Source organism: Phyllobacterium sp. OV277 (genome assembly GCF_900104355.1).
In the GTDB taxonomy this organism is placed as follows: domain Bacteria; phylum Pseudomonadota; class Alphaproteobacteria; order Rhizobiales; family Rhizobiaceae; genus Phyllobacterium.
Genome location: NZ_FNIY01000003.1, coordinates 1 through 24,624, shown reverse-complemented (window position 1 = coordinate 24,624; position 24,624 = coordinate 1). Strand labels below are relative to the sequence as shown.

Here is a 24,624-nt window from a genome sequence, read left to right as displayed (position 1 = left end):
CCGAGGACCCATAATTCAAAATTGTTGAATATACGGATTCATCTGATCTTCTTAACCGTGGGTCCTCGGGTCAAGCCCGAGGATGACGGAGATGGGTGGATTGCAGGGAGCTATATTCTGCAACTACAACATCACCAAATCAGAGATCAGCCATCGCCGCTTCATATTCGGTTGAAAGCGTCAGCCATTCCTCTTCCGCCCGGGCCAGCGAGGATTTGGCGTAACCGATTTCCTTGCCGATCTGTGTCGCCCTTGCGGGTTCGCGGCTGTAGATAACCGGGTCGGCCAACTGGTCCTGCAAGGTCTCGACCTTCTTCTGGAAACGCTGCACCATGGCATCGGCTTCCTGAATCTTCTTTTGCAACGGTTTTAGGGCTTCGCGCTTTTGTGCGGCGAGCTTGCGTTGGTCGGATTTGCTGAGCTTTTGTCCCTCATCGACTGATATCTTGCTGTTGCCGGAGCGTTCGGCCTTGGCGTCGGCCAGAACCAGCGAGCGATAGGCATCAAGATCACCATCGTAAGGTGCAACTGCCCCGTCACGCACCAGCCAGAGCCGGTCCATGGTGGCTTCGATCAAATGACGATCGTGGGCAATCAGGATGACAGCCCCGTCAAAATCATTCAGCGCATGCATCAGGGCTTCGCGGCTGTCGATATCCAGATGGTTGGTCGGCTCATCGAGGATGAGCAGATTTGGACCCTGAAAGGTTGAAAGCCCCATCAAAAGCCGGGCCTTTTCACCGCCGGAAAGGTCTTTGGCGGCAGTGTTCATCTTCACCGTCGCAAGACCCATCTGCGAAACGCGGGCGCGCACCTTGGATTCCGGCGCATCGGGCATCAGCTTGCGCACATGCTCGATTGCGTTGTCATCAGGCACCAGATCATCCAGCTGGTGCTGGGCGAAGAAGGAAATCTTCAGGTTCGGCGCCACGGTGATCTTGCCGGTTTGCAGGCCCAGACGTCCGCTGATCAGCTTGGCGAGGGTCGATTTACCATTGCCGTTCGACCCCAGCAGCGCAATGCGGTCATCCGCATCAATGCGCAGATTGAGGTGTTTCAGCACGGGCTTGCCGGGCGCGTAGCCGACTTCGCCGCTTTCAATCGCGATGATCGGCGATGCCACAACCTTTTCCGGCTCCGGAAAATGGAACGGCGCCACATGGTCTTCGATAACAGATGAGATCGGCTTCAGCTTCTGCAAGGCTTTCAGGCGCGACTGGGCCTGCTTGGCCTTGGATGCCTTGGCGCGGAACCGCTCAACGAAGGCTTCCATGTGCTTGCGGTGCGCTTCCTGCTTGGTGCGCTGCTTCTGCTGTAGTTCCAGCGCTTCGCTGCGCAGGCGTTCAAACTGGTCGTAATTGCCCTGCCACAGCGTCAGCTTTGTCTGATCCAGATGGATGATCGAGTTGACGGCTGAATTGAGAAGATCGCGATCATGGCTGATCAGGATGACCGTGTGCGGATAACGGCGCACATAATCTTCCAGCCACAGCGTGCCTTCCAGATCGAGATAGTTGGTTGGTTCGTCGAGAAGCAGCAGGTCAGGTTCGGCAAAGAGTACCGCGGCAAGAGCCACGCGCATGCGCCAACCGCCGGAGAACGACGAGGCAGGGCGTTTTTGCGCTTCGCTGTCAAAACCCAAGCCCGACAGGATCGCCCCGGCACGCGCTTCGGCCGAATGCGCATCGATGTCAACGAGGCGAATATGGATTTCGGCGATGCGGTTCGGATCAGTCGCCGTCTCGGCTTCTGCCAATAGAGCGGTACGCTCCAGATCGGCGGCCAGCACGATCTCGATCAGGGAATCTTCGGTTCCCGGCGCTTCCTGCGCCACCTGACCGATGCGGATATTCTTCGGCAGGAAGAAATCGCCGGTTTCCGCCGGCATTTCGCCAGTAATGACCTTGAACAGCGTTGATTTGCCCGCACCATTGCGCCCGACCAAACCCGCCTTCGTGCCCGATGGCAGGTTAAGGTTGGCGTGATCGATCAGCAGGCGTCCGGCCATACGCACGGATATATCGTTGAGAATAAGCATGGCCGCGCTTTTGCACGGGAAATGCGTTTTTCGCAAGCCGTGCTAGGGGGAGATATGTGCCGATTGAGCGAGAAAGTGGAGTTGAGAGATATTTGTGGGTGATTTGCCTGCCTGTTGTGGGTCCTCGGGTCAAGCCCGAGGATGACGGAGAGGAGGCGTGTGGTACGATAATCTCGCCATGCAGAAGTGGTTTGATTGTGCAAGAGCGTACACTCGTTAGCATTTCACTCCGTCATCCTAACGTGCCATCCACGGTTATCTTATAGTCCCTGCCTCTCGTCATCCTCGGGTTTAACCCGAGGACCCACGACAATACCGGCACGATAGCATTTCAGGCATATGCCCGGCCTTCTTCACTCCTTTGAAAATGCATCAGATCAAGGGATGGGGCAGAGGTTCCCAGTGCAGTCAGGATCGTATGCGCCTGTCCGCGATGGTGCGTCTGGTGGTTGAAGAGATGTGCCAGAGCCGGTGCAATGCGTTGGCTGAACGTGCGCATGTCACTGATCGTCGTATAGGTGAACCGGCCGGCAATATTTTCGCTGCTCAGCCCGTTGACCCAGTTGATAAGGCGGGCATCCTCCTTGACGCGCGCTGCCTGCAATTCATCACGCTTCTCGAACAAAATGGTATCGAGTGCCTTGGGTGCGTCACCTTCGCCGGTAAAGCGATAGAGCCAAACGCGATCAGTCACGAGGAGATGGTTGAGCGTTCCGTGCAGCGATTTGAATAATGCCCCCATATCGCGCCGGTAATCCTCGTCATCAAGTGCTGCCGCGGCGGCATAAAGCCGTTCATTTGCCCAGCGGTTATAGGCCGCTAGCATGCGAAAATGCTGTTCCATCAAATTGACTTTCCGCCGAAATGAGTCAGTCTTATTGCCATAATATCCAAACAAGGGCGGCTTTCCATGGGAATCATTCTGCACGAACTCGTTGGTACCGATTTGAACAGGCCATTTAGCCCGCATTGCTGGAAAACGGTGATGTCGCTGGCGCATAAGGGCCTGCCATTCAACCGCAACCGCGTATCCTTCAAGGGCATTCCGGAACTGGAAGGCGCGTTTTCGCCGAAAGTTCCTATCCTCCGCGATGGTGACAAGCGGGTGGCAGATTCTTTTGAGATAGCACTCTATCTGGAAGACAATTATCCGGACCGGCCATCGCTATTCAAAGGTGAGGGCGGCCGGGCCATGGCCCGCTTTGTCGAGGGCTGGTCGCAGATGACCGTTCATCCCTATCTGAACGTAGTCATATTGATGCCGGTGCATGATATTCTCGATGAGCCAAACAAGGCCTATTTCCGTGACAGCCGCGAGAAAATCTTTGGCCGCCCGTTGGAGGACGTGGCCGCCGAGCGTGATGCCAAGCACGACGCCTTTACCAGAAGCCTCGAACCCATGCGCAAGATGCTGTTGTCGCAGCCGTTCATCGGCGGTGAGGGACCTTTGTTTAGTGATTATATCGTGTTTGGTGCGTTCCAGTGGGTGCGGGTGCTGACACCGTTCAAACTGCTGGATGAAAAAGATCCGGTTTATGCCTGGTTCGAACGCTGCCTCGATTTGCATGGCGGTATTGCCCGCGAGATCAGCGCTGCTGAGTAGTTAAGTTGCATGAACGGGGTTCGTGGTTCGACAAGCTCACCATGAGGCCCTTCGACAAGCTCAGGATGAGGGGAGCTCCATTCTGCAACGTTGGAGATTATCGTTGCATCCACCTCTCTCCCTCATGGTGAGCTTGTCGAACCACGAACCACACACCCCCAATCGCAGTATGGCAGCTGTTAAATGGTTGCAGCCCCTTGGCAAAGGAGTTGCCTGCGGCTATAGAGCCGCCATCCAATTCCCCTAACGACAAGGTTTTATTCCATGGCGATTGAACGCACTTTCTCGATGATCAAGCCCGACGCGACCCGTCGCAACCTTACCGGTGCCATCACACAGAAGCTGGAAGAGGCTGGTCTTCGTGTTGTTGCTTCCAAGCGCGTCTGGATGAGCCGCCGCGAAGCTGAAGGCTTCTACGCTGTTCACAAGGATCGTCCCTTCTTCGGCGAACTCGTTGAATTCATGTCCTCCGCACCGACCATCGTGCAGGTTCTGGAAGGTGAAAACGCCATTGCTCGCAACCGCGAAGTCATGGGCGCCACCAACCCAGCCAATGCTGACGAAGGCACGATCCGCAAGACATTCGCTTTGTCGATCGGCGAAAACTCCGTTCACGGTTCCGATGCGCCTGAAACAGCAGCAGAAGAAATCGCTTACTGGTTCTCCGGTACAGAAGTCGTCGGCTGATTGCTTCGAGATTGATAAAAGAAAGCCGGGATTTGTCCCGGCTTTTTTGTTTGTGCGGGATGGGATCAGTTCTGCCGTGCCAAGCGGGCGATGGTTTTGCCCGCTGTGCCGCGCAGGGTCAGCTTGCCATCGACCACCAGAAAGGAGCGGGTCTGCTCCAGCACGGCAAAGAATTTGTTCTCCTGATTCATCAGGGCGGGCGGGCAAAGTTTTCGCGTTGCCGCGGCTGGGGTGAATGTCAGTTTAAGCCCCCGGAATGTGGCCTTGCTCATGAAGCGGTTGCAGCCGCCGGAACCGCTGACATTGTTGTCATGGTCTATCATCAACGTCGTCTGGGCAAAGTCGATCACCCCGCCGCCATCAAGGTCTTCAGCCAGCCAGCTCACATCGGTAATAACTGGCACGCGCTGCTCGCTTCGGGCTTTGAACGACAGACCGAACAGCGCGATTACGCCGATAAAGCCGATAATGAGCGACAGGATGGCAAGTCGGCGCATTTACTTGGCCTCGTGCCAGCGCTCGAGCGCCGCCGCATCGGTGGATTTGGCCTCGACCCAGCTGCTCTCGGCACCGCTGACGAGATGCTCCTTCTTCCAGAAGGGCGCGGCGTTCTTCAGGTAATCCATCAGGAAAGAGGCGGCATCGAAAGCCGCCCGACGATGGGCGGAAGCCGCCACAACTAGCACGATGTTTTCACCCGGCCTGATCATGCCATAGCGATGAATGACCGTAAGCCCCGTCAGCGGCCAGCGCCCGAGCGCTTCATCGGCAATTTTGCTGATTTCATTGGCAGCCATGCCGGGATAGTGCTCGATTTCGAGCGCAGTGAGCGTACCCGCTTCGTCGCGGCATAACCCGCTGAAGGTCACGACGGCGCCGATATCATGGCGTCCTGACGTCAGATGGGCAATTTCTGCAGCCGTATCAAAATTTTCGCTCTGGATTTTGACGAGCGGCTTGATTGCGCCGGTCATGGCTCAGCCACCGGTCATGGGCGGAAACAGGGCAATCTCCTGCGCGCCGTTGATGGGCGTCTTGTGATCGACATGCTCCTGATTGATGGCAACGCGGATGACGTCCTGATATTCCAGCGCCTGCTCATATTCTTCGCCGCGGGTTTTGAGATGGCTTAACAAGTCATGCACGGTCACGACAGAGGCGGGGAGTTCGATGTCTTCCTCGCCCTTGCCGATCCGCTCGCGCACCCATGCGAAATAAACCAGTTTGGTCATGGCTTAGTCTACCACATGTTTCAGACCGGCGCGGAAATAGTCCCAGCCGGTATAAAGCGTAACGAGAGCGGCAACCCAGAGCAGGGCAATGCCGAACTGCGTTGTATAGGGCAGGATCTTGTCACCCGCAGGTCCCGCCAGAAGAATGGCAACGGCAAACATCTGGATTGTCGTCTTCCATTTTGCCAACTGGCTGACGGGTACGCTGACTTTCAGCTCTGCCAGATATTCGCGTAGGCCGGAGACAAGAATTTCGCGGCAAAGGATGATGATGGCAGCCCACAGCGTCCAGCCCGCAATGGTTCCGTCAGCGGCAAGCAGCAGCAGGCAGGCCGAGACCAGCAGCTTGTCAGCGATGGGATCAAGCATGCGGCCGATAGTCGATGTCTGTTTCCAGATACGGGCGAGATAGCCATCAAAGAAATCGGTGATACTGGCAATGGCGAAAATCACCAATGCGCCCCAGCGGGCCGCATCGCTCGATTGCAGACTGCCTTCGAGGAAGAAACAGAGCACGACCAGCGGCACCGCAAGAATGCGCCCGTAGGTCAACAGGTTCGGCAATGAGTAAGCGTTGTTCTTGGGCATATTTCCAACCAATCAAATCAGTGCCGATCAAACGGGCTTGTCCGTCAAACGTCAAGCTCATCGTCGCGGAGTCGGGCGCAATTATGTCCCGTTTTCAATGTGTAAGCGAACTATGAACGAAAATGATCGCGAATAGTAATGGCCATTGCTTCCGATATCCCGTCCACCTTCATCAAATCTTCGACAGCAGCCTGTGATATCGCCTTTGCTGTACCAAATTGATGAAGCAGCGCACGTTTTCGTGAAGGGCCGATGCCGGCGATTTCATCCAGCGGATTCTTGATCATTTCCTTCTTGCGCTTGGCCCGGTGTGTGCCGATGGCAAAGCGGTGCGCCTCGTCGCGCAGGCGTTGCAGGAAGTAGAGAACAGGATCGCGCGGTGGCAGGGTGAAGGATTGCTTGCCCTCCATGAAAAAGCGTTCGCGTCCGGCATCACGGTCCACACCCTTGGCCACGCCAATGGCCGTTACCTTGTCGGTAAGCCCCATCTGCTGAAGAATACCGCGCACGGCGCTCATCTGACCCTGACCACCGTCGATCAGGATAATATCCGGCCAAGCGGGGAAGGCGTCGGAATCATCATCGAATTCGTCAATCTCGATATCAGCCGTATCGGGCATATCCTTATTCTCGGGCGTGCCGTGTTCTTTGACCAGACGGCTGAACCGGCGCTCGATCACTTCCTTCATCATGCCGAAATCGTCGCCGGGGGTGATATCGGTCGAGCGGATGTTGAACTTGCGATACTGGTTTTTCACAAAGCCTTCCGGCCCCGCGACGATCATGCCGCCAATGGCGTTGGTGCCCATGATGTGGGAGTTATCGTAGACCTCGATGCGGCGCGGTGTTTTCTCCAGCCCGAACGTTTCGGCCACACCTTTGAGCAGGCGCGATTGCGACGACGTTTCGGCAAGTTGGCGGCCCAGTGCTTCACGCGCATTGCTCAGCGCATGTTCCACAAGGTCCTTCTTCTCGCCGCGCTGGGGCACGGTGATCGTCACTTTCCGATCCGACTTTGCGGTCAGTGCCACGCCGAGCAGTTCCTGATCTTCGACCGTTTCCGAAAGCATGATCAGTGAAGGGCAGGGCTTGTCATCATAGAACTGTGCCAGAAACGCCCCCAGAACCTCGGCACTGGAGAGTGACGAGTCTGCCTTGGGATAGTAAGCACGGTTGCCCCAGTTCTGGCCGGTTCTGAAAAAGAACACCTGAATGCAGGTCACACCGCCATCCTGAAAAATGGCGAACACATCGGCTTCTTCCACCGATTGCGGATTGATGCCGGAATGCGACTGGACATGGGAAAGGGATGACAGGCGGTCGCGGTAAACGGCAGCCCGTTCAAAATCCAGCGCAGCCGAGGCTTCGCGCATGGCATCGGAAAGATGGGTTTTTACCGCCTGACTCTTGCCTGACAGAAAAGCCTTGGTCTCGCTCACCAGTTCATCATATTCAGCTTCGCTGATTTCATTGGTGCATGGGCCGGAGCAGCGCTTGATCTGATAGAGCAGGCAGGGACGTGTGCGGTTCTCGTAAAAAGAATCGGTGCAGGTTCGCAGCAGAAATGCCCGCTGCAAGGCATTGATTGTGCGCCCGACAGCACCCGCCGAGGCGAATGGACCAAAATAGTCACCCTTCGAGGATCGGGCACCGCGATGCTTGAAAATACCCGGTGCAAGCCGTCGATCCGTCTGTTTCGGCGCAGTCAGCAGGATATAGGGGAATGATTTGTCATCCCGCATCAGAACATTAAAGCGTGGACGTAAGCGCTTGATGAGATTCGCTTCCAGAAGCAGTGCTTCTGTCTCGGTGCGGGTGACGACGAATTCCATTTTCATGGTTTCGCGGATCATGCGGGCAATGCGGTTATTATGACCCTGACCGCGCGCATAGTTCGAAACGCGCTTCTTCAGGTTGCGGGCCTTGCCCACATAGAGCACGTCGCCAGCCTGACTGAACATGCGATAAACACCGGGTTTGTTCGGCAGCCGTTTGACCAGTTCGCCAATAACATCGGCACCGCTGGTTCCGTCGCTTTCAACGCTGGAATCCCATTCGATGGCGTTGATCAGCGCCGCAACATCGCGGATCGGCTCACTGTTCTCAGCAGCAAGCGGGCCTTCATCATCCAGCATCACGCCCATATCCTCCTCGTTCCCTTCGGGGGAAAGCGGTGGTGCCGGATCGATGATTGGATGATTGGGTGCTTTGTTCATTCTGCCATTCCTGTGACATCCGGCGTCTCCCACGCCAGATGCTGCCCGCCATCCAATGCAATCATTTGCCCGGTTACGGAGCGAGTCTGCCAGAGATAGCGGATCGTATTGCCAAATTCTGACAGATCGGGCCCGTGTTTCAACAGCAGGCCGTCAACTTGTTGTTCAAAATCGATTCTCTCCTGACGTTCTCCCTGCATTGTTGGCCCCGGACCAATGGCATTGACGCGGATATGTGGAGCAAGTGCCTGCGCCATGGTCTGGGTTGCCGTCCACAACGCAGCCTTTGACAGGGTATAGGAGATGAATTTGGGTGTAAGCTTCCACACGCGCTGGTCGATAATATTGACAATGAGGCCGCTTTCCCCGTGCGGAAGCGCCGCCTGCATGGCATCCGCCAGCAGGACGGGCGCTTTCACATGGACAGCAAAATGCCTGTCCCAGCGTTTATCATCGAAATCGCCAAAACCGTCTTCCTGAAAGATCGAGGCATTGTTGACGAGGATTTCAACAGGACCAAGCGCATCCTCAGCGCTGCCAATCAAACCGCGCACCGATGCACTGTCCGTCAGGTCTGCCTGAACCACGGCTGCGGTTCCACCTGCCGCCTGAACCGTTTCCAGCAGCGCCTGACCTTCTTCAAGTGAACGATTGCAATGAATAGCCACGGCAAAACCATTGGCGGCCAGATTTTCTACAATCGCCTTGCCAACACGTTTTGCCCCACCCGTTACAAGGACAACGGTCTTATCTGTCTGCAAGTGGCTCTCCTGATACTGCGATTCACCCTTGAATATAGGGAGGATATAGCGAAAGCGCGAGGGTTTGGCTGCGGCTGCAATGACAAATGAAATATCAAAGTCATTCGTATCAGTCGCGGCATTTTTCCTCTTTCAAAGCACGTATAACGCTGGGAGGTGCGTAGTCGCTTCAAGAGTAATGAAGAGTTTAAGTAACCATTAAGTATACTATATTGAAAACGCCGATTTTCAGACTTTGCGATAAATTTTACGCAAATATTTCGCAAATTCTATTTTGTTGGGTTATTTTTATCCATTTGAAATCATTCGTAAATTCGACATGTTGCATAATAAACACATCGCATTTCTGCCATTTTCTCGACAGTTTCTTTTCACAGTCCGGAGCAAGTGCCGCCACAATGCGGAGCGAATGTCCATCTCGTTCAGCGGACGCAAGTTTTGGTTTTCCCCACCAAGTGCCCGCTCCGTGTAAAAGAGTTCAAATAAGGAGATTGCTATGCGCACTCTTAAGACAATGATCCTCGCTTCGGCGGCTGTGCTGACGCTCTCCGCCCCAGTTCTGGCTGCTGACATTATTACTGAACAGGCTCCTGCGCCTGAAGCTGCATACCAGGCGCCTCAGGCCGATTGGTCCGGCGCTTATATCGGTGCCTATGGCGGCTATGGCTGGAACAAGAACAAGACCAGCGCCGGCAAACTTGATGCCGATGGCTTCAAGGGCGGTGCTTACGGCGGTTACAACCTCCAGAACGGCCAGTTCGTCTACGGTGCTGAAGGTGACATCGGCTATTCCGGTGCCAAGGAAAGCAACTTCGGCTACAGAGCAAAGCAGGGCGTTGAAGGTTCTGTCCGTGCCCGTGCCGGTATCGCTCTTGATCCGGTCCTGCTCTACGGTACAGGCGGTGTTGCGATTATGGACAGCAAGCTCTCCGGTCCTCTGGGCAGCGAAAGCAAGACTCACATCGGCTGGACAGCCGGTGCCGGTGCAGAAGCCAAGATCACCCAGAACATCGTCGGCCGCGTTGAATATCGCTACTCCGATTATGGCAAGAAGGACTACGATCTCGGTGGCATCGATAGTGTCTCGAACAAGATCACCACGAACGAAGTTCGCGTTGGTGTCGGTTACAAGTTCTAATCAGAATTTGATCCAGAAAAGAGCCGGACAGGAAACTGTCCGGCTTTTTTATTGCGTTGGATTCATTTCGGTAGAAGTGCGGCAAGCTCCGGGTGAAGTTCTTCAAAGCGTTTCTGCCAGCGCTTGAGCTTTGAACGGCCCTTTTCCCATTTGCCTTCAAAGCGCAATGTTGCATAGGCAAGGGCAGCAGCCAGCGCGATATGACCGCCATTGAGCTTTTTGCTCAGACGCGGCGGCGCTGCGTTCAGATAATCGAGCACACGAATCGCCTTCGCCCACTGCCAGTCGAGCCACGGCTGATGGATTTTCTCTTCCGGATGAAAACGGCGTTCATAGACATGGGCGAGCAGAACATCGCACAGACCATCCGCAATGGATTCCAGCTGCTCCGCCTCAAGCCGCTTTTCCGCATTGCGCGGAAAAATCTTGTTACCGGAAATGCGGTTGAAATACTGGGTGATGACGCGGCTGTCATAAAGCGATCTGCCATCATCAAGAATGAGCGTTGGAATCTTGCCCAGCGGATTGGCACTGATCAAATCGGCGGGCGCGGCATTCGTGTCTACAAGAATACTCTCAACCGGTATGCCTGCATAATGCGCGGCCATGCGCACCTTGGTGCTATAGGGCGAGGCGGGGGAATAAAGAACTTTCGTCACAATGACGCTCCAGAGTTGGCGATTCGATGATTGACGGTAAACCTGTGTTGGTTTTTAGCAAAGCGTTCAGAGCGGTGTGGTTCTTTGCATGAACATGGTTCGTGGTTCGACAAGCTCACCATGAGGGAGAGGGGTTGGTTGCAGGAGCCAAGTTCTCCAACGTGGCAGAATATAACTCCCTTTCATCACCCATCTCGCTCATGGTGAGCTTGTCGAACCACGAACCACGAACCACCGTGCACACACTCAACGCAATCTACTGTCCCGGCATATCCACGGATCGTTTGCGGCAGGCTGAGCGTTCCACCTCCGGGCAACCCCTGAACTGCAGATCCTTGGTCAGGCAGACACGCACCTCGCGCAGGTAATCTCTATCGCATGTGATCGAAACGGCATCGTTGCTCATACCGGAATTGGCAGCAATGAACGCCTGTTCCACCACCTGCGGATTAACAGGCGCCCGCTGGGTCGGCTGACTATAGGCGGAGGGGATGGAAACCCGTGATACCGCCTGCCGTATGACTGAAAAATAATCCTGCTGGCTCAATCCTGTACAGCTGCCGTGCTTGCGCCACTCATAGGTGACAAGACCTGCCGATGGCATGATGTCCGAGAGTTGCTTTGCCCGGCTGAACGGCACATCGCGCTCGGATGTGTCGCAATCCTGCGGATAACCCTGTTCATATTGCGGCCAAAGCCCGTGTACGACAAAACCGTAGGGGCGGTTGGTCGAACATTGCTGCCGGTTGGCGTTTGACCCTTCCGAAGCGCAATAGCTTGGTGACCAGGAAAGCGCGAGAACATAGAAATCAAAACCATTGCCTATGGGCACGGATGCCGCTGGCGATGATGGTGTTTGGCGCTTGCTTGTCGTGATCGCCTCGGGTGTTTGCTGGTTAACAGCATTTTCCCGGGGCTGTTGTTCGCGCAGATACGTCAACACGGACAGGCCAAGAAGGGCCGCGAACAGGGCGTAGCGGGCCAGCCTGCCGATCTGCATCAGTGATCACGGCTCATTTCAGGCTGCGGCAGCTGCCATTATAGACATTCCAGCGGTCGAAACCGGCAACGCAGAACTCGACATTGTTGCCGATGGACGCAAAGCCCATGCCTTCTTCAACCACATACCAGACCGGACGCTGGTTGCCATCGGAGAGATGTGCGGTGGCCTGGCAATAATAGCGCGAGACAGCCGACATTTCCGGATCACGGCTTGGCTCATAGCGCTGCTGATGGACTTCGCTGAAATCCTGAATGGCTACCTGCTGCAGGCCGGGCACATGATGCACCTGATAGGAGAAGCGGCTGGCGATACGGTTGAGAACGCCTGAGCGGCCGCATGTATCATCATAGGTCTGGCTGGGTGCGCGTTCGAGATAATCGGCTGATAACGCCGGAACGACGGATGAAATTGCCAGAGCAGCGCCCAGAGCGGTGCTGAAAGCTGTGGCGAGAAGGGTGGAAACGCGTGCCATAGGGGTCACTCTCCATAGGGTATACAAGGTATTAATGTGAGACCAATGTCGAACAGCCGATGCCTGCGGTCAAGCACCAACTTGCTCGCCGCGGACCCAATCGAGGGTGAAACCTGCATTCTGTCCGTCACTGAGGACTTTCGACAACGCAGGTAAAACAGTTCTAAGCTCGTCGTCCAGTGTGAAAGGCGGGTTGACGATGATCATTCCCGTGCCGTCCAGCCGTGGTTCGGGCGAGGCCGCACGAATCATCAGTTCCGCGCGCAGGATTTTCGGAATGCCGGTGTCGTGCAGGGCTGAGACAAAACGCTTCACCTCCATGCGGTCCTTGACCGGGTACCAGAAAGCATAGGTGCCGCCGGCAAAACGCCGATGGGCTTTAACGAGGCCCTCAACCAGACGGTCAAATTCGCCGCCCACTTCAAAAGGCGGATCAACAAGGATGAGGCCGCGCTTTTCCTTCGGCGGCAGATGCGCGCCAAGCGCCAGCCAGCCATCAAGCTCCGTGACGCGTACCTGCACATCGCCCTCGAACAGGGCGGCAAGGGTTTGCGCATCATCAGGATGCAATTCCAGCGCGGAAAGACGGTCCTGCTTGCGCAACAGGTGCCGCACGAGCAGCGGCGATCCGGGGTAATGGCGAATTGTGCCGTCGGCATTCTCGGCGCGGACAATATCGAGATAGGGCTTGATCAGATCGGCGACCGCTGCATCAAGCTTCGTGTCAAGCAGGCGGCCGATGCCGCTTTGCCATTCACCTGTTTTGCCCGCTTCCGTTCCTTTGAGATCGTAACGCCCGATACCCGCATGGGTGTCAATGACACGAAAAGCATGGTCTTTGCGCTGCATATACAGCACAATCCGCGTCAGGATAATGTGTTTGACAACATCGGCGAAATTGCCGGCATGATAGGCGTGGCGGTAGTTCATGGCTCAGCTTCTGTCATGATGTTGGTGCTATCGCAAGCAACTCGGTTATGCTGATGATCCAAAATGATTCCCACTGCAAGGCCTTTCCATGACAAAGCTTCTCGCTATTTCCGGTAGCCTGCGTGCCGTTTCCATGAACACGAGTGTTCTGGAGGCCTGCATGAAACTGGCACCTGCTGATGTGAGCATCACTCTGTACAAGGGTTTGGCAGGTTTGCCGCCCTTCAATCCCGATCTTGACGGTGATAGTCCGCCTAAAAAGATAGTAGCGCTGCGAAAACAGGTCGGCGCTGCCGATGGCTTGATCATTTCCTGCCCGGAATATGCCCATGGCATTCCCGGTAGTTTCAAGAACATGCTGGACTGGCTGGTTTCATGTGTTGAGTTCCCGGAAAAGCCGGTTCTTCTGATCAATACGTCGCCGCAGTCGGAGCGCATCACGCCGCTACTCATGGAAGTTCTGATGACGATGTCTGCCCGCGTGGTCATCAATGCATCGCTCACCTTACCGCTCAAGGGCAAGAAACTCGATGCCGACGGCATAGCCAAAAGCAAAGAATTCGGCGGCCAATTGCGCGACAGCCTTGCCGGTTTTGTGGACGCAATCAACGCCGTTTAGAACGACTGATGTTAAACATCAGATTATCCAATTTGCCATCTGACCCAGATGTGTCATTGAGCGGATGGAACACGCAAATAGCTGGCGTGTCGGGGTTTGATCATGTCCGGAACTGTTGTTCTCGTCGTCCTGTTTGCTGCATTTCTGCATGCAAGCTGGAATGCTGTTGTCAAATCCGAAGGCGATAAGTTCCTCAACACGGTGGTTGTAGTCACCTCGGCCGGAGTGATCGCTTTGATCTGCCTGCCGTTCCTGCCCGCTCCAGCGCCGGAGAGCTGGCCATTTCTGGCTGGTTCCGCAGTCGTGCAACTGGTTTATCTCGCACTGGTTGCCGCCGCCTATCGCAGTGGAGACATGAGCCAGGCCTATCCGATCATGCGCGGTACTGCACCGCTGTTTGTGGCCATTGCCAGCGGGCCACTGGTCGGCGAGTTTCTTTCCGCGCAAAAATGGTCCGGCATTGCCCTGATTTGCTGCGGCGTGCTGGTACTTGCCTTGGAGGCACGCAGGCGAGCAGGGGCCAATCGCGCCACAACGGTCTTTGCCCTGATTAACGCTTTGGTCATCGCCACCTATACGTTGATTGATGGCATTGGCGTTCGTCATTCAGGCGCACCGGCGGCCTATACGATGTGGGTTTTCACGCTCAATGCCGTTCCGCTGTTCCTCTGGACCATTGTCACCCGCAAGGGCGAGCTTTGGCCGCATTTTATCAAGCGCACCCGGCTGGCAACCGTGGGCGGTGTGGGTACGCTAGGCTCTTACGGGCTTGCGCTGTGGGCGATGACCATGGCGCCGGTTGCTGCCGTCGCCGCGCTGCGCGAGACGTCGATCCTGTTCGCCGTGGCCATTTCCGCCTTCGTTCTCAAGGAGAATATCGGTGCGAAACGCCTCATCGCCGTGGCTCTGATTGCCGCTGGCGCCGCCGTGATGCGTCTCGCCTGACAGCTATTCTGGCCGCATGTCGAAATAGGGCGTCGCCTCTTTGATCGCGCGGGCAAAGGAAGGCCTGTGCATAAGCCGGTTCAGATAGCCGGTTAAATTTGGATATCCCTCACCAATCGGCACGTCAAAATTGGCATAGAAAAGTGCTGGTGAGGCGGCGCAATCGGCCATGGTGTAGTCATTGCCAATGGCCCATGTCTTGCCCGCCAGATGCTTTTCCAGAATATCATAGGCGGTCCGCAGTTTTTGCCTGGCATATTCAACGCCGAGGGTGTCATTCTGGCCCTCGGGGCGAAAATTGTCGGTTACAATCTTCTGCATCGGGACCTGCACATGCAGATCGAAAAAGCGATCATAAAACCGGGTTTCGAATGCGAGTTCCTGATCCGACGGCAGAAGCTTTACTTTGCCGGGGAAGTGCTGTTCCAGATATTCGATGATCAGGCTGGATTCCGGAATGGTCTTGCCTTTCGCTTCATCGCGTAGAACCGGAAACTGCCTGACGGGCCAGATCCTGGCAAAGTCGGCGCTTTCCTTTTCGTCCATGAAGTTGACAACGCTTGGCTCAAACGGTGTGTCGTTCTCGTAAAGTGCGGTCAGCACCTTCATGCAAAAGGATGACAATGGGTGAAAATACAGTTTGAGTGACATGTCGGACCTCCCATCCAGCGTCGAATATAAATACTAAAGTAATTGCTTAACTATCAATTCAACAGCCGCCCGTCAAGCGCTGTCGCGACATTTCGCGCGTCCTGACAGGGACAAGAAGGACAATGCAGGCCATTTCAGCGGCGTTCAAACTGCGCTATGCATAAGGCATGAACAAAGCTGTCATCCTTCGCACCGGCCATTCAGCCTGTCCTCACGATTGCCCGTCCACCTGCGCGCTGGATGTCGAAGTGCTCGATTCAGGCCAGATCGGGCGTGTGCGCGGCGCCAAGGAAAACACCTATACTGCGGGTGTCATCTGCGCCAAGGTTGCCCGCTATGCTGAGCGTATCCATCACGCTGACCGTCTGTTGAAGCCATTGGTCCGTGGCGGCTCCAAGGGCGAGGGCATCTGGAAAGAGGCAAGCTGGGATGCGGCGCTTGATCTGGTCGCCGAGCGTTTCCTGAAAGCCGAAGCCGAATACGGCTCGCAAAGCATCTGGCCCTATATTTATGCGGGGACAATGGGATTGGTGCAGCGCGACTCCATGCATCGCCTGCGCCATGCAAAAAAGTATTCCAATCAGTTCGACAGTTTTTGCACCAATATGGCGTGGACCGGCTTTTTCGCTGGGACTGGCAAGCTTGGCGGTGTCGATCCACGCGAAATGGCCAAATCTGATTGCGTGGTTATCTGGGGCACCAATGCAGCGGCGACGCAGGTCAATGTGATGACCCATGCAGTGCGCGCCCGCAAGGATCGCGGTGCCAAGATCGTCGCCATCGATATCTATGAGAACGCCACCGTGCGTCAGGCCGATCTCGGGCTGGTTCTGAAGCCGGGAACAGATGGAGCGCTGGCCTGTGCGGTCATGCATGTGCTGTTCCGTGATGGTCTTGCCGACTGGGACTATCTCAGTCGCGATACGGACGATCCCAAAGGACTGGAAGCGCATCTTCGCGATCGCACGCCTGAATGGGCTGCTGCTCTGACCGGGCTTTCGGTTGCGGAAATCGAAGAGTTCGCCCGCCTTGTTGGTACGACGAAGAAGACATTCTTCCGCCTTGGCTATGGCTTTACCCGCCAGCGCAACGGCGCAGTCAATATGCATGCAGCACTATCGATTGCGGCAGTAACTGGCGCGTGGCAGCACGAAGGCGGCGGCGCATTTCACTCCAATTCAGGCATTTTCCGCATGGACAAGCGGGAAATCGAGGGGCAGGCATTCAAGGACACTTCTGTTCGCCATATCGATCAGTCGAAAATCGGTCTTGCTTTGACGGGCGATAAGGACACGCTCTATGGCGGCCCGCCCGTTATGGCGATGCTGATCCAGAACACCAATCCGGCCAATGTCGCGCCGCAGCAGCGTCTGATCAAGCAGGGCATGGCCCGCGAAGATCTGTTTATGGTCGTGCACGAACAGTTCATGACCGATACGGCAAAGATGGGGGATGTGGTTCTCCCTGCCACCATGTTTATGGAACATGACGATATTTATCGCGGCGGCGGCCAGCAGCACATTGTGCTCGGCCCCAAGCTCATCGATGGCCCGGGCGAAACCCGCCCCAACCTCTATGTCATCAACGAACTGGCCAAACGCCTTGGCGTTGGCGATCTGCCGGGCTTTGATCTTGATGCCAAGACGCTGATCGACAACATGATGGCCGCCAGCAATCTGCCCGGCTACGACGTGCTGAAAGAAATGCGCTGGCTCGACGTTCAGCCTGACTACGAGACTGCCCATTACGAAAAGGGTTTCAATTGGCCCGACGGGAAGTTCCGCTTCAAGCCTGATTGGACCGGCAGTCCATCGCCAAACCGTCCGCCACAATCCATGGGCACACAGGGACCATTCGAAACCCTGCCGCAATTCCCCGATTATTGGGAAGCCATCGAGGTCGCGGATGCAAAGCATCCATTCCGCTTGGGCACTTCACCTGCCCACAATTTCCTCAATTCGACATTCGCCGAAACACCGACATCGGTGCTGAAAGAAGGCCGTCCGGAACTGCTGATCCATCCTGATGATGCCGCCACGCTTGGCGTCGAGGAAGGCGCTCGTGTGGAAGTGGGCAATGAACGCGGTGAGGTGGTGGTTCACGCCCGCCTGCATACGGGCCTCAAGCGCGGTGTCGTGATCTCCGAGGGCCTGTTCCGCAACTCCGCGTTCGAGCGCGGCGAGGGGATCAATGTGCTCACCGGCTCCGACGCATCAGCGCCCTATGGCGGTTCTGCCTTCCATGACAGCAAGGTTTGGGTGCGCCCCGCAGTGAATTGATTTTATTGATATATTTTATATTTTTCTAAAATTGCAATTTTGAGTATCTATACATTTTGACAACTGTGGTTTACACTTTCTATGAGATTAATTGAGAAGACGGACACTTTTTTAAGCTGGATTGATGGCTTGAGAGACCAAAGAGCCAGAGCCAGAATTGCGATGCGACTTGATCGCTTGATCGACAGCAATCCCGGTGACATCAAACTTGTCGGCGACGGCGTCAGTGAACTTCGAATTGATTATGGTCCCGGTTACCGCGTCTATTTCATCGAGCGAAACGACGTCTTGATTATCCTGTTGTGTGGGGGAGACAAGAGCACTCAGGATCGCGATATCAGAAAGGCAAAGACAATGGCTGCTGCTTTAAGGAAAGTAAGATCATGATAAAGTTGAGCCCATACGATACTGCCCAGCATCTCGATTCCGAAGAAATGATCGAAGAGTATCTGTTGGCAACGTGCGAAGATGGTACTCCTTCGGAAATAGCCCGCGCTTTGGGTAACATTGCGCGCGCACGCGGTATTGCCGAGCTTGCCAAGAAAACCGGCCTTACCCGTCAAGCGCTATACAAAGCTCTGAGTGGTGAAGGTAATCCCGGATTGGCGACGATTACTAAGGTGGCTGACGCATTGGGGCTCAAGCTGTCTTTGGTGCCTGTGGCGACCAAAAAGCAGGACGCTGCTTGAGCTCAATCAGTCACTGAAAACCGTGCGCCCATCTTTCATAGCAGCCTTGCCTGAAGCGACAAGTGCAAGGGCACGGGCATAGGTCTCATGCTCAACGGATAGCACCCGCAATGCGAGGCTATCGGCTGTATCGCCATTGAGCACCGGTATGGCGGTCTGGGCGATGATCGGGCCTTCATCCATGCCTGCCGTGACAAAGTGCACCGTGCAGCCGTGAACGCGAACGCCCGCTTCCAGTGCCTGCTCATGGGTGTGCAGACCCTTGAACAATGGCAGCAGCGAAGGATGGATATTGATCATCCGGCCTTCCCATGCCTGAACGAATTCCGCTGACATCAGCCGCATGTAACCGGCAAGGCAGACGATTTCCGCACCTGCCGCGTGCAGCGCTTCGGAGACAGCCGCTTCATGTGCCTGTTTTGTCGGATAGTCGCGATGGGGGATAGCATGGGCGGCAATGCCGTGTGCTCTGGCTGTGTCCAGACCGCCGGCATCCGCTTTGTTGGCGATGACGGCCACAATCTCAGCCGGATAGTCCGCTGCCTTGGCCGCTTCAATCAAAGCCGTCATGTTGGAGCCGCGACCCGAAATCAGAACCGCGACACGCTTCTTTGGGGTTTTGTTGCTCACAGCGCCAGATTGCCCTGATAGACGACGCCAGTGTCAGCGCGGGCAACCATGGTGCCAAGCCGCACCGCGTCTTCGCCCTGAGCCTTCAGCGCTGCCAGCACGGCGTCGGCGTGTTCAGGTGCAACGACGGCGATCATGCCGATGCCGCAGTTGAAGGTGCGCAGCATCTCGTCGCGTTCGACACCGCCGACCTTGGCCAGCCATGAAAACACCGGCGGCACCTTGATGGCCGAGAGGTTGATGCTGGCTGTCAGGTCTTTGGGCAGCACCCGCGGGATATTATCAGGAAAGCCACCGCCGGTAATGTGAGCTAGCGCTTTGATCGCGCCGGTTTCGCGGATTGCCGCCAGCAACTGCTTCACATAGATGCGGGTGGGGGTGAGCAATGCTTGCCCGAGTGTTGTGCCGGGTTTGAAGGGCGCATCCGCATCCCAGCCAAGGCCTGATAGTTCAACAATACGGCGAACCAGTGAAAAGCCGTTGGAATGAACGCCTGAAGAGGCGAGACCGAGAATGACATCACCCTCTGCAATATCACCCGATGGCAACAACTGGTTGCGTTCGGCTGCACCGACAGCAAAGCCGGCAAGATCATAATCGCCATCCCGGTACATGCCGGGCATCTCTGCGGTTTCGCCGCCGATCAATGCGCATCCGGCTTGCAGGCAGCCTTCGGCAATGCCGGTGACGATGGCAGCGCCCTGATCCGGATCAAGCTTGCCGGTGGCAAAATAATCAAGGAAGAACAGCGGTTCGGCACCCTGAACCACCAGATCGTTGACGCACATGGCAACGAGATCGATACCAACCGTGTCATGCACGCCCGCATCGATGGCGATTTTGAGCTTTGTGCCGACGCCATCATTGGCAGCCACGAGGACCGGATCGGTAAAACCCGCTGCTTTCAGATCGAACAGACCGCCAAAGCCGCCAATCTCGCCATCAGCGCCGGGACGGCGCGTCGAGCGCACGATCGGCTTGATCTTTTCGACAAGCAGATTGCCAGCATCGATATCGACGCCTGCCTGCGCATAGGTGAGGCCATTTTTGATCGTCATTGTCAGCTCCGGATTATTGCTGGCGAAATGGCACGACTCCGCCGCCGCTGCAAGCTCTGAGTGCCTCATGCCGGATGAAAACACCAGATATCGACAGTTTGGCAGCATGAAAGGGGTTGAGCAATGCCGGGTGCCTGTCCATTTATGTTGTAATTTGCGGTTGAGCATAAAGAGCGGTGGTGTGTGAGCGTGGTTGGTGGTGCGTGGTTCGACAAGCTCACCATGAGGGAGAGTGGTGGTTACAACGACAAGCCCCACTCTCCGTCATCCTCGGGCTTGATCCGAGGATGACGGAGATGGACGGGTGTTAGGGAGTTAAGTTCTGCAACGTTGGTGATTAGCGTTGCATCCACACTCTCCCTCATGGTGAGCTTGTCGAACCACGAACCACGAACCAGACCGATAAACACAAGAAAATGCGAGGAAGCCGATAGCGTGACAATTCCCAATTACATCACCATCTTCCGCTTCATTCTTGTGCCTTTCATCGTCATGGCGTTGCTTTCCGGTTATGTCGCCACGGCGCTGATCGGTTTTGTCGTGGCGGGTGTGTCCGATGGTGTGGATGGCTATATTGCCCGCCGCTACAACCAGCGCACGGAACTTGGTGCCTATCTTGATCCCATCGCCGATAAATTGCTGCTGGTGACGCTGTTCGTCGTTCTCGGGTTCCTGAATGAATTGCCGGTCTGGCTGGTTGTCATCGTTGTTTCGCGCGATATCCTCATTATAGGGGCCGTGCTGCTCTCGACGGTGATGGCCAATCCGGTGGAAATGCGCCCGCTTCTTGTCTCCAAGGCAAATACGGCCCTGCAGATCATATTGGTGGCCTTCACGCTGGCAGATATGACATTCGAATTTTCGTTCGGCGCAGGCCGGATGATTCTGGTATGGGTGGTTGCACTCTTGACCGCAGCGTCCTCCACTGCCTATCTCGTGGCATGGATAAAACACATGGCAGGCTATGAGCAAATCCGTAAGTAAGACCAAGACGATCACACCGGCCGAGCAGGACATCCACGTCGATGTGCAGGTGAACACGCTCGCTGGCAGCGTGCGCCGTCAGGCGGTTTTCTGGACCGGCGCTGTCGTGTTCCTGGCTCTTTTTCTCTACATCTTCTCGTCCATTCTGCTGCCCTTTGTGGCCGGACTTGTTCTCGCCTACTTCCTTGATCCTGTTGCCGACCGGCTGGAACGCCTGGGCATGTCGCGCCTTGTCGCAACAATCGTGATCCTGATCCTGTTTGTGGTGACCTTCGCGCTGCTGCTGATGATCTTGGTGCCGATCCTTGCCTCGCAGATGACTGATTTCATCGCCCGTCTGCCAAGCTATGTGGCGCGCTTGCAGGAATTGATCGCCAACCGCGATTCGCAATGGCTGAAGGATTTTATCGGCGTTGATGCTTCCGTCATCCGCAACAGTCTCGATTCGCTGTTGCAGCAGGGCGCGGGCTTCCTTTCCACTCTGCTCCAGTCGATCTGGAGTTCGGGCAAGACGCTGATCGACGTTGCAGCGCTCTTCGTCGTAACCCCGGTTGTGGCTTTCTACATGCTGCTCGACTGGGACCGCATGGTGCAGAGCATCGACAACCTCACACCGCGCGATCATGTCCAGACCGTGCGCGATATCGCCAATGACATGAACAAGGCCATTGCCGGCTTCGTGCGCGGGCAGGGCACGGTGTGCCTGCTTCTCGGTATGATCTATGCCGTGGGCCTCACCATAGTTGGTCTGAATTTCGGACTGCTGATCGGCCTTTTCGCCGGTCTTATCAGCTTCATTCCCTATGTCGGTTCGCTGGTTGGACTGGTGCTGGCCATTGGCGTGGCGCTGGTGCAGTTCTGGCCTGATTATTTTTATGTGGGCGCGGTTGCTGTCGTGTTCTTCATCGGCCAGTTCTTTGAAGGCAACATTCTCCAGCCGAAACTCGTTGGCTCCTCGGTCGGGTTGCATCCGGTCTGGTTGATGTTTGCGCTGTTTGCCTTCGGTTCACTTCTGGGCTTTACCGGGATGCTGATTGCCGTGCCAACAGCTGCGGCCATGGGTGTTCTCGTGCGCTTTATCATCAGTCGCTACCGGCAATCCCCGCTCTACACAGGCGATCCCCGCAAAATCGAACAATCCAAAGAAATCCGGTGACATCAGGGCGGCATTGACTGTATTTCACTGGCTATGACCGATACACCGCGACAACTGCCGCTCGATCTTGGCCATGAGCCGGGATATTCGCGCGACGATCTGATCGTCACCGCCTCCAACATGGCGGCGGTGGATATTGTTGATCGCTGGCCGGAGTGGATTTCCCCGGTCGTTATTCTGGCCGGACCGACGGGATCCGGCAAAACCCATCTTGCCGCCGTCTGGAAGGCCGATTCGGATGCCACAGTCATTGACGCGGCGCATATCGGCGACGCATCGGGCAAAAGCGGACCATTTCTCATCGATAACATCGGCGATGGCCCAATTGACGAGGCTGGTCTGTTCCATCTCATCAATACGGTGCGCCAGAGTGGCTCAAGCTTGCTCATGACCTCGCGCCGCTGGCCCGCCAACTGGCCGGTAAAACTGCCTGATCTGGCCTCACGCCTGAAGGCGGCAACCACGGTGGAGATCGGTGAGCCGGACGATATGCTGCTATCAGGGGTGCTCTACAAGCTCTTTGCCGACCGGCAGATCGCCGTTGACCCCAATGTCATCAGCTTCCTCGTCAGCCATATTGAGCGTTCGCTTTCCACAGCCAGCCGCATTGTCGATAAGCTTGATCGCGCCGCGCTGGAGAAAAAATCGAAAATCACTCGCGCGCTGGCTGCCAGTGTTGTGACTGCTATTGATGAAGGGCAGGCGACATTCGATCTATAGAGGAGAGGAGATATAAGCCGGCAGTCGCGGCGGAGTATGAAAACTCGGGCCTGAGTCGCAACAATGTTTACAATTTGGTGTGCGATTTCAAGGCAAAGGGCAAATCAGCAGGATTTTGCATGCGGCTTTTCGGCCCTATTTCACGCCTGCACAGCAATTATGCGATTTTCATAAGTTTTCCTATTTCTGGCTATTGCTTTCCCGGTTCCGACTCTCTATTGCACACAACGTTCAAGTTGGAACGGAGCGTAGCGCAGCCTGGTAGCGCATCTGGTTTGGGACCAGAGGGTCGCAGGTTCGAATCCTGCCGCTCCGACCACTTTGACTAATGATGCTGCTGGTACTGAACCGAAGCCTGTACTATATCGGGATTTCAGACAAAGGGATTTTTTCTGATGGCAGCACGTATTTACAGCCCTGCAAAAACAGCAATGCAATCAGGCAAGGCCAAAACCGATGGCTGGATGCTTGAATTCGAGCCGGAACAGCCACGCAAGGTTGAGCCGCTGATGGGCTACACGTCATCGGGCGATATGAAGAGCCAGATTCGCCTGTCGTTCGAGACGAAGGAAGAGGCAATCGCTTACGCACAGAAAAACGGCATTGCCTATTCTGTGCAGGAGCCGAAGGAAACCAGACGGCGTGTGGTTTCCTATTCGGAAAACTTCCGCTTTGATCGCAAGCAGCCCTGGACTCACTGACTGTTTGCATTTTGTTCGGATTTCCCGGCGATACTGTGATCGCCGGTTCAAAAGCTGGTCCCGTAGCTCAGCTGGATAGAGCACCGGCCTTCTAAGCCGACGGTCGCTGGTTCGAATCCAGCCGGGATCGCCATCATTTCAAATATTTAGCGGTCAGTTTGATTGAAAGTTTAGACTCATCTGAAAAGGGAGTTTAGACTTTTGACGCTTATTTGTTCCGATCCCTTATCCGCCGACGACCAATTATTACGCGCTTCATCGGCCTGCCTGACACTCTCCAGATCAACTGGCTGATACGTTTTATGGATCGCGTTTGCGCTCGATATGCTGTTCGCCAACCCTGTGCGTGTCTCAGCCGATAGCGTTGAGACAATCTTCCTTGCAGAATTCGATATGGCATTCGACGACACTCGTGCTGCCCGCATCCATCGCAAAGAGGAAGAGGCAAATGAAAAGTCAAACTTAGCCAAGCGCTTTCCAGTAGGATTGGACGTATTCGTCACGGATTCCGGCAATCCATTCGCTTCGTTTTGAAGGAATTGTGGAGGAAGTGACAAATGCCGGGCGCATCATTGCGTTGATCGAACTTTTTGGCAGAATGACTCCTGTAGAGTTTGAGCAATCACAGCTCATGGCAGTGTCTGCTTGACTTGGCTACGAGCATCCAAAACAAAGATTATGCGGCACGCAGCGGGACGATATTGGTTTGGTTTGCATCAACAGGTTCGGCGCGCGGTGGTCTGGTTTTCGACCCTGCCACCCAATGCGGACTGCCGCCGGAATCCATGGTCACGCGCAGAAAGACGTGGGTTCGGCAATCGGCCCACAGCTCGCTTGGCAGCTTCAGTGAACCGTTGGTCCATCG

General features: G+C 55.5%; 28 protein-coding genes, 2 tRNA genes and 1 pseudogene. 15 read left to right on the top strand and 16 right to left on the bottom strand.

Annotated features, from left to right (window positions below):
* Positions 1 to 139 precede the first annotated feature (139 nt).
* Both BLU05_RS11855 and BLU05_RS11850 read right to left on the bottom strand, forming a co-directional pair.
* Complete coding sequence (locus tag BLU05_RS11855; protein WP_091880317.1) at positions 140 to 2,038, bottom strand: ABC-F family ATP-binding cassette domain-containing protein; 1,899 nt, start codon at positions 2,036 to 2,038, stop codon at positions 140 to 142.
* Between the two features lie 331 nt (positions 2,039 to 2,369).
* The gene (locus BLU05_RS11850) at positions 2,370 to 2,882 is read right to left on the bottom strand and encodes a DinB family protein (RefSeq protein ID WP_091880316.1); all 513 of its coding nucleotides are present in this window, start codon (positions 2,880 to 2,882) and stop codon (positions 2,370 to 2,372) included.
* 66 nt (positions 2,883 to 2,948) lie between these two features.
* Between BLU05_RS11850 and BLU05_RS11845 the strand changes: the two genes are divergently transcribed.
* Both BLU05_RS11845 and ndk read left to right on the top strand, forming a co-directional pair.
* A complete protein-coding gene (locus BLU05_RS11845; protein WP_091880314.1) occupies positions 2,949 to 3,641 on the top strand; it encodes a glutathione S-transferase family protein in 693 nt (230 codons plus the stop codon).
* Positions 3,642 to 3,905: 264 nt separating this feature from the next.
* Positions 3,906 to 4,328, top strand: a complete 423-nt coding sequence (gene ndk, locus BLU05_RS11840; RefSeq protein ID WP_091880313.1) for a nucleoside-diphosphate kinase — start codon at positions 3,906 to 3,908, stop codon at positions 4,326 to 4,328.
* A gap of 65 nt (positions 4,329 to 4,393) precedes the next feature.
* Here ndk and BLU05_RS11835 read toward each other — a convergent pair whose 3' ends face one another.
* The 6 genes from BLU05_RS11835 to BLU05_RS11810 form a co-directional block, all read right to left on the bottom strand.
* Positions 4,394 to 4,825, bottom strand: coding sequence for an META domain-containing protein (locus BLU05_RS11835; RefSeq protein WP_091880311.1), 432 nt, complete (start codon positions 4,823 to 4,825; stop codon positions 4,394 to 4,396).
* Positions 4,826 to 5,302, bottom strand: a complete 477-nt coding sequence (locus BLU05_RS11830) for a molybdenum cofactor biosynthesis protein MoaE (RefSeq protein ID WP_091880310.1) — start codon at positions 5,300 to 5,302, stop codon at positions 4,826 to 4,828. It lies immediately after the preceding gene.
* A 3-nt stretch (positions 5,303 to 5,305) separates the two neighbouring features.
* The gene (gene moaD / locus BLU05_RS11825) at positions 5,306 to 5,560 is read right to left on the bottom strand and encodes a molybdopterin converting factor subunit 1 (protein ID WP_091880308.1); all 255 of its coding nucleotides are present in this window, start codon (positions 5,558 to 5,560) and stop codon (positions 5,306 to 5,308) included.
* A gap of 3 nt (positions 5,561 to 5,563) precedes the next feature.
* Positions 5,564 to 6,148, bottom strand: a complete 585-nt coding sequence (gene pgsA, locus BLU05_RS11820; protein WP_091880307.1) for a CDP-diacylglycerol--glycerol-3-phosphate 3-phosphatidyltransferase — start codon at positions 6,146 to 6,148, stop codon at positions 5,564 to 5,566.
* A 110-nt stretch (positions 6,149 to 6,258) separates the two neighbouring features.
* Entirely contained in the window at positions 6,259 to 8,292 is a 2,034-nt protein-coding gene (gene uvrC / locus BLU05_RS11815; RefSeq protein ID WP_244518350.1) for an excinuclease ABC subunit UvrC, read from the bottom strand.
* Between the two features lie 68 nt (positions 8,293 to 8,360).
* Complete coding sequence (locus BLU05_RS11810; protein ID WP_091880304.1) at positions 8,361 to 9,125, bottom strand: SDR family oxidoreductase; 765 nt, start codon at positions 9,123 to 9,125, stop codon at positions 8,361 to 8,363.
* 496 nt (positions 9,126 to 9,621) lie between these two features.
* On the opposite strand from BLU05_RS11810, the gene BLU05_RS11805 reads away from it, so the two are divergent.
* Complete coding sequence (locus tag BLU05_RS11805) at positions 9,622 to 10,263, top strand: outer membrane protein (RefSeq protein ID WP_091880302.1); 642 nt, start codon at positions 9,622 to 9,624, stop codon at positions 10,261 to 10,263.
* A 62-nt stretch (positions 10,264 to 10,325) separates the two neighbouring features.
* Here BLU05_RS11805 and BLU05_RS11800 read toward each other — a convergent pair whose 3' ends face one another.
* The 4 genes from BLU05_RS11800 to BLU05_RS11785 form a co-directional block, all read right to left on the bottom strand.
* Positions 10,326 to 10,922, bottom strand: a complete 597-nt coding sequence (locus tag BLU05_RS11800; RefSeq protein ID WP_091880301.1) for a glutathione S-transferase — start codon at positions 10,920 to 10,922, stop codon at positions 10,326 to 10,328.
* 256 nt (positions 10,923 to 11,178) lie between these two features.
* The gene (locus BLU05_RS11795; protein ID WP_091880299.1) at positions 11,179 to 11,922 is read right to left on the bottom strand and encodes a ribonuclease T2 family protein; all 744 of its coding nucleotides are present in this window, start codon (positions 11,920 to 11,922) and stop codon (positions 11,179 to 11,181) included.
* 13 nt (positions 11,923 to 11,935) lie between these two features.
* The gene (locus BLU05_RS11790) at positions 11,936 to 12,397 is read right to left on the bottom strand and encodes a hypothetical protein (protein WP_091880298.1); all 462 of its coding nucleotides are present in this window, start codon (positions 12,395 to 12,397) and stop codon (positions 11,936 to 11,938) included.
* 69 nt (positions 12,398 to 12,466) lie between these two features.
* Complete coding sequence (locus tag BLU05_RS11785; protein WP_091880296.1) at positions 12,467 to 13,327, bottom strand: 23S rRNA (adenine(2030)-N(6))-methyltransferase RlmJ; 861 nt, start codon at positions 13,325 to 13,327, stop codon at positions 12,467 to 12,469.
* Positions 13,328 to 13,415: 88 nt separating this feature from the next.
* Here BLU05_RS11785 and BLU05_RS11780 point away from each other — a divergent pair, with 88 nt between their 5' ends.
* Together BLU05_RS11780 and BLU05_RS11775 are read left to right on the top strand one after the other, a co-directional pair.
* A complete protein-coding gene (locus BLU05_RS11780) occupies positions 13,416 to 13,946 on the top strand; it encodes an NADPH-dependent FMN reductase (protein ID WP_091880295.1) in 531 nt (176 codons plus the stop codon).
* Between the two features lie 102 nt (positions 13,947 to 14,048).
* On the top strand, positions 14,049 to 14,891 hold the full coding sequence (locus BLU05_RS11775; RefSeq protein WP_091880294.1) for an EamA family transporter: 843 nt from the start codon (positions 14,049 to 14,051) through the stop codon (positions 14,889 to 14,891).
* Between the two features lie 3 nt (positions 14,892 to 14,894).
* Here the strand turns inward: BLU05_RS11775 and BLU05_RS11770 are convergent, their stop codons facing one another.
* Entirely contained in the window at positions 14,895 to 15,542 is a 648-nt protein-coding gene (locus BLU05_RS11770; protein WP_091880292.1) for a glutathione S-transferase family protein, read from the bottom strand.
* 167 nt (positions 15,543 to 15,709) lie between these two features.
* On the opposite strand from BLU05_RS11770, the gene BLU05_RS11765 reads away from it, so the two are divergent.
* The 3 genes from BLU05_RS11765 to BLU05_RS11755 all read left to right on the top strand — a co-directional run bounded on the left by BLU05_RS11765 (position 15,710) and on the right by BLU05_RS11755 (position 18,510).
* Positions 15,710 to 17,821, top strand: a complete 2,112-nt coding sequence (locus BLU05_RS11765; RefSeq protein ID WP_091880291.1) for a molybdopterin oxidoreductase family protein — start codon at positions 15,710 to 15,712, stop codon at positions 17,819 to 17,821.
* An 81-nt stretch (positions 17,822 to 17,902) separates the two neighbouring features.
* Positions 17,903 to 18,208, top strand: coding sequence for a type II toxin-antitoxin system RelE/ParE family toxin (locus BLU05_RS11760; RefSeq protein ID WP_091880289.1), 306 nt, complete (start codon positions 17,903 to 17,905; stop codon positions 18,206 to 18,208).
* Positions 18,205 to 18,510: an addiction module antidote protein gene (locus BLU05_RS11755; protein WP_091880288.1), complete on the top strand. Its 306-nt coding sequence runs from the start codon at positions 18,205 to 18,207 to the stop codon at positions 18,508 to 18,510. Before BLU05_RS11760 ends, BLU05_RS11755 begins: the two co-directional genes overlap by 4 nt.
* Before the next feature lie 6 nt (positions 18,511 to 18,516).
* On the opposite strand, the gene purN is transcribed toward BLU05_RS11755, so the two are convergent.
* Positions 18,517 to 19,140, bottom strand: coding sequence for a phosphoribosylglycinamide formyltransferase (gene purN / locus BLU05_RS11750; protein ID WP_091880286.1), 624 nt, complete (start codon positions 19,138 to 19,140; stop codon positions 18,517 to 18,519).
* On the bottom strand, positions 19,137 to 20,204 hold the full coding sequence (gene purM / locus BLU05_RS11745) for a phosphoribosylformylglycinamidine cyclo-ligase (protein ID WP_091881111.1): 1,068 nt from the start codon (positions 20,202 to 20,204) through the stop codon (positions 19,137 to 19,139). Before purM ends, purN begins: the two co-directional genes overlap by 4 nt.
* Before the next feature lie 429 nt (positions 20,205 to 20,633).
* Between purM and BLU05_RS11740 the strand changes: the two genes are divergently transcribed.
* The 7 genes from BLU05_RS11740 to BLU05_RS11710 all read left to right on the top strand — a co-directional run bounded on the left by BLU05_RS11740 (position 20,634) and on the right by BLU05_RS11710 (position 24,293).
* Positions 20,634 to 21,182, top strand: a complete 549-nt coding sequence (locus BLU05_RS11740) for a CDP-alcohol phosphatidyltransferase family protein (RefSeq protein ID WP_091880285.1) — start codon at positions 20,634 to 20,636, stop codon at positions 21,180 to 21,182.
* Positions 21,183 to 21,225: 43 nt separating this feature from the next.
* Positions 21,226 to 22,338 (top strand): AI-2E family transporter, encoded by a 1,113-nt coding sequence (locus tag BLU05_RS11735; protein ID WP_091881109.1) that lies wholly within the window; start codon positions 21,226 to 21,228, stop codon positions 22,336 to 22,338.
* A gap of 21 nt (positions 22,339 to 22,359) precedes the next feature.
* The gene (hdaA, locus tag BLU05_RS11730) at positions 22,360 to 23,058 is read left to right on the top strand and encodes a DnaA regulatory inactivator HdaA (RefSeq protein ID WP_175540611.1); all 699 of its coding nucleotides are present in this window, start codon (positions 22,360 to 22,362) and stop codon (positions 23,056 to 23,058) included.
* 242 nt (positions 23,059 to 23,300) lie between these two features.
* A tRNA-Pro gene (locus tag BLU05_RS11725) sits at positions 23,301 to 23,377 on the top strand.
* 76 nt (positions 23,378 to 23,453) lie between these two features.
* Positions 23,454 to 23,759 (top strand): ETC complex I subunit, encoded by a 306-nt coding sequence (locus tag BLU05_RS11720; RefSeq protein WP_091880282.1) that lies wholly within the window; start codon positions 23,454 to 23,456, stop codon positions 23,757 to 23,759.
* 56 nt (positions 23,760 to 23,815) lie between these two features.
* Positions 23,816 to 23,892: transfer RNA gene (locus BLU05_RS11715), tRNA-Arg, on the top strand.
* 191 nt (positions 23,893 to 24,083) lie between these two features.
* The gene (locus BLU05_RS11710; RefSeq protein ID WP_091880280.1) at positions 24,084 to 24,293 is read left to right on the top strand and encodes a hypothetical protein; all 210 of its coding nucleotides are present in this window, start codon (positions 24,084 to 24,086) and stop codon (positions 24,291 to 24,293) included.
* A 142-nt stretch (positions 24,294 to 24,435) separates the two neighbouring features.
* Here the strand turns inward: BLU05_RS11710 and BLU05_RS26375 are convergent.
* Positions 24,436 to 24,624: pseudogene (locus BLU05_RS26375) on the bottom strand (hypothetical protein); the annotation flags it as partial.

Coding starts and splice junctions, on each gene's coding strand:
- BLU05_RS11720 (WP_091880282.1), top strand. CDS start 23,454: ATGGCAGCACGTATTTACAGCCCTGCAAAAACAGCAATGCAATCAGGC.
- BLU05_RS11780 (WP_091880295.1), top strand. CDS start 13,416: ATGACAAAGCTTCTCGCTATTTCCGGTAGCCTGCGTGCCGTTTCCATG.
- BLU05_RS11855 (WP_091880317.1), bottom strand. CDS start 2,038: ATGCTTATTCTCAACGATATATCCGTGCGTATGGCCGGACGCCTGCTG.
- BLU05_RS11775 (WP_091880294.1), top strand. CDS start 14,049: ATGTCCGGAACTGTTGTTCTCGTCGTCCTGTTTGCTGCATTTCTGCAT.
- BLU05_RS11805 (WP_091880302.1), top strand. CDS start 9,622: ATGCGCACTCTTAAGACAATGATCCTCGCTTCGGCGGCTGTGCTGACG.
- moaD (WP_091880308.1), bottom strand. CDS start 5,560: ATGACCAAACTGGTTTATTTCGCATGGGTGCGCGAGCGGATCGGCAAG.
- BLU05_RS11795 (WP_091880299.1), bottom strand. CDS start 11,922: ATGCAGATCGGCAGGCTGGCCCGCTACGCCCTGTTCGCGGCCCTTCTT.
- BLU05_RS11770 (WP_091880292.1), bottom strand. CDS start 15,542: ATGTCACTCAAACTGTATTTTCACCCATTGTCATCCTTTTGCATGAAG.
- BLU05_RS11835 (WP_091880311.1), bottom strand. CDS start 4,825: ATGCGCCGACTTGCCATCCTGTCGCTCATTATCGGCTTTATCGGCGTA.
- BLU05_RS11765 (WP_091880291.1), top strand. CDS start 15,710: ATGAACAAAGCTGTCATCCTTCGCACCGGCCATTCAGCCTGTCCTCAC.
- ndk (WP_091880313.1), top strand. CDS start 3,906: ATGGCGATTGAACGCACTTTCTCGATGATCAAGCCCGACGCGACCCGT.
- BLU05_RS11760 (WP_091880289.1), top strand. CDS start 17,903: ATGAGATTAATTGAGAAGACGGACACTTTTTTAAGCTGGATTGATGGC.
- uvrC (WP_244518350.1), bottom strand. CDS start 8,292: ATGGGCGTGATGCTGGATGATGAAGGCCCGCTTGCTGCTGAGAACAGT.
- BLU05_RS11850 (WP_091880316.1), bottom strand. CDS start 2,882: ATGGAACAGCATTTTCGCATGCTAGCGGCCTATAACCGCTGGGCAAAT.
- BLU05_RS11785 (WP_091880296.1), bottom strand. CDS start 13,327: ATGAACTACCGCCACGCCTATCATGCCGGCAATTTCGCCGATGTTGTC.
- BLU05_RS11845 (WP_091880314.1), top strand. CDS start 2,949: ATGGGAATCATTCTGCACGAACTCGTTGGTACCGATTTGAACAGGCCA.
- pgsA (WP_091880307.1), bottom strand. CDS start 6,148: ATGCCCAAGAACAACGCTTACTCATTGCCGAACCTGTTGACCTACGGG.
- BLU05_RS11755 (WP_091880288.1), top strand. CDS start 18,205: ATGATAAAGTTGAGCCCATACGATACTGCCCAGCATCTCGATTCCGAA.
- BLU05_RS11830 (WP_091880310.1), bottom strand. CDS start 5,302: ATGACCGGCGCAATCAAGCCGCTCGTCAAAATCCAGAGCGAAAATTTT.
- BLU05_RS11790 (WP_091880298.1), bottom strand. CDS start 12,397: ATGGCACGCGTTTCCACCCTTCTCGCCACAGCTTTCAGCACCGCTCTG.
- BLU05_RS11710 (WP_091880280.1), top strand. CDS start 24,084: ATGCTGTTCGCCAACCCTGTGCGTGTCTCAGCCGATAGCGTTGAGACA.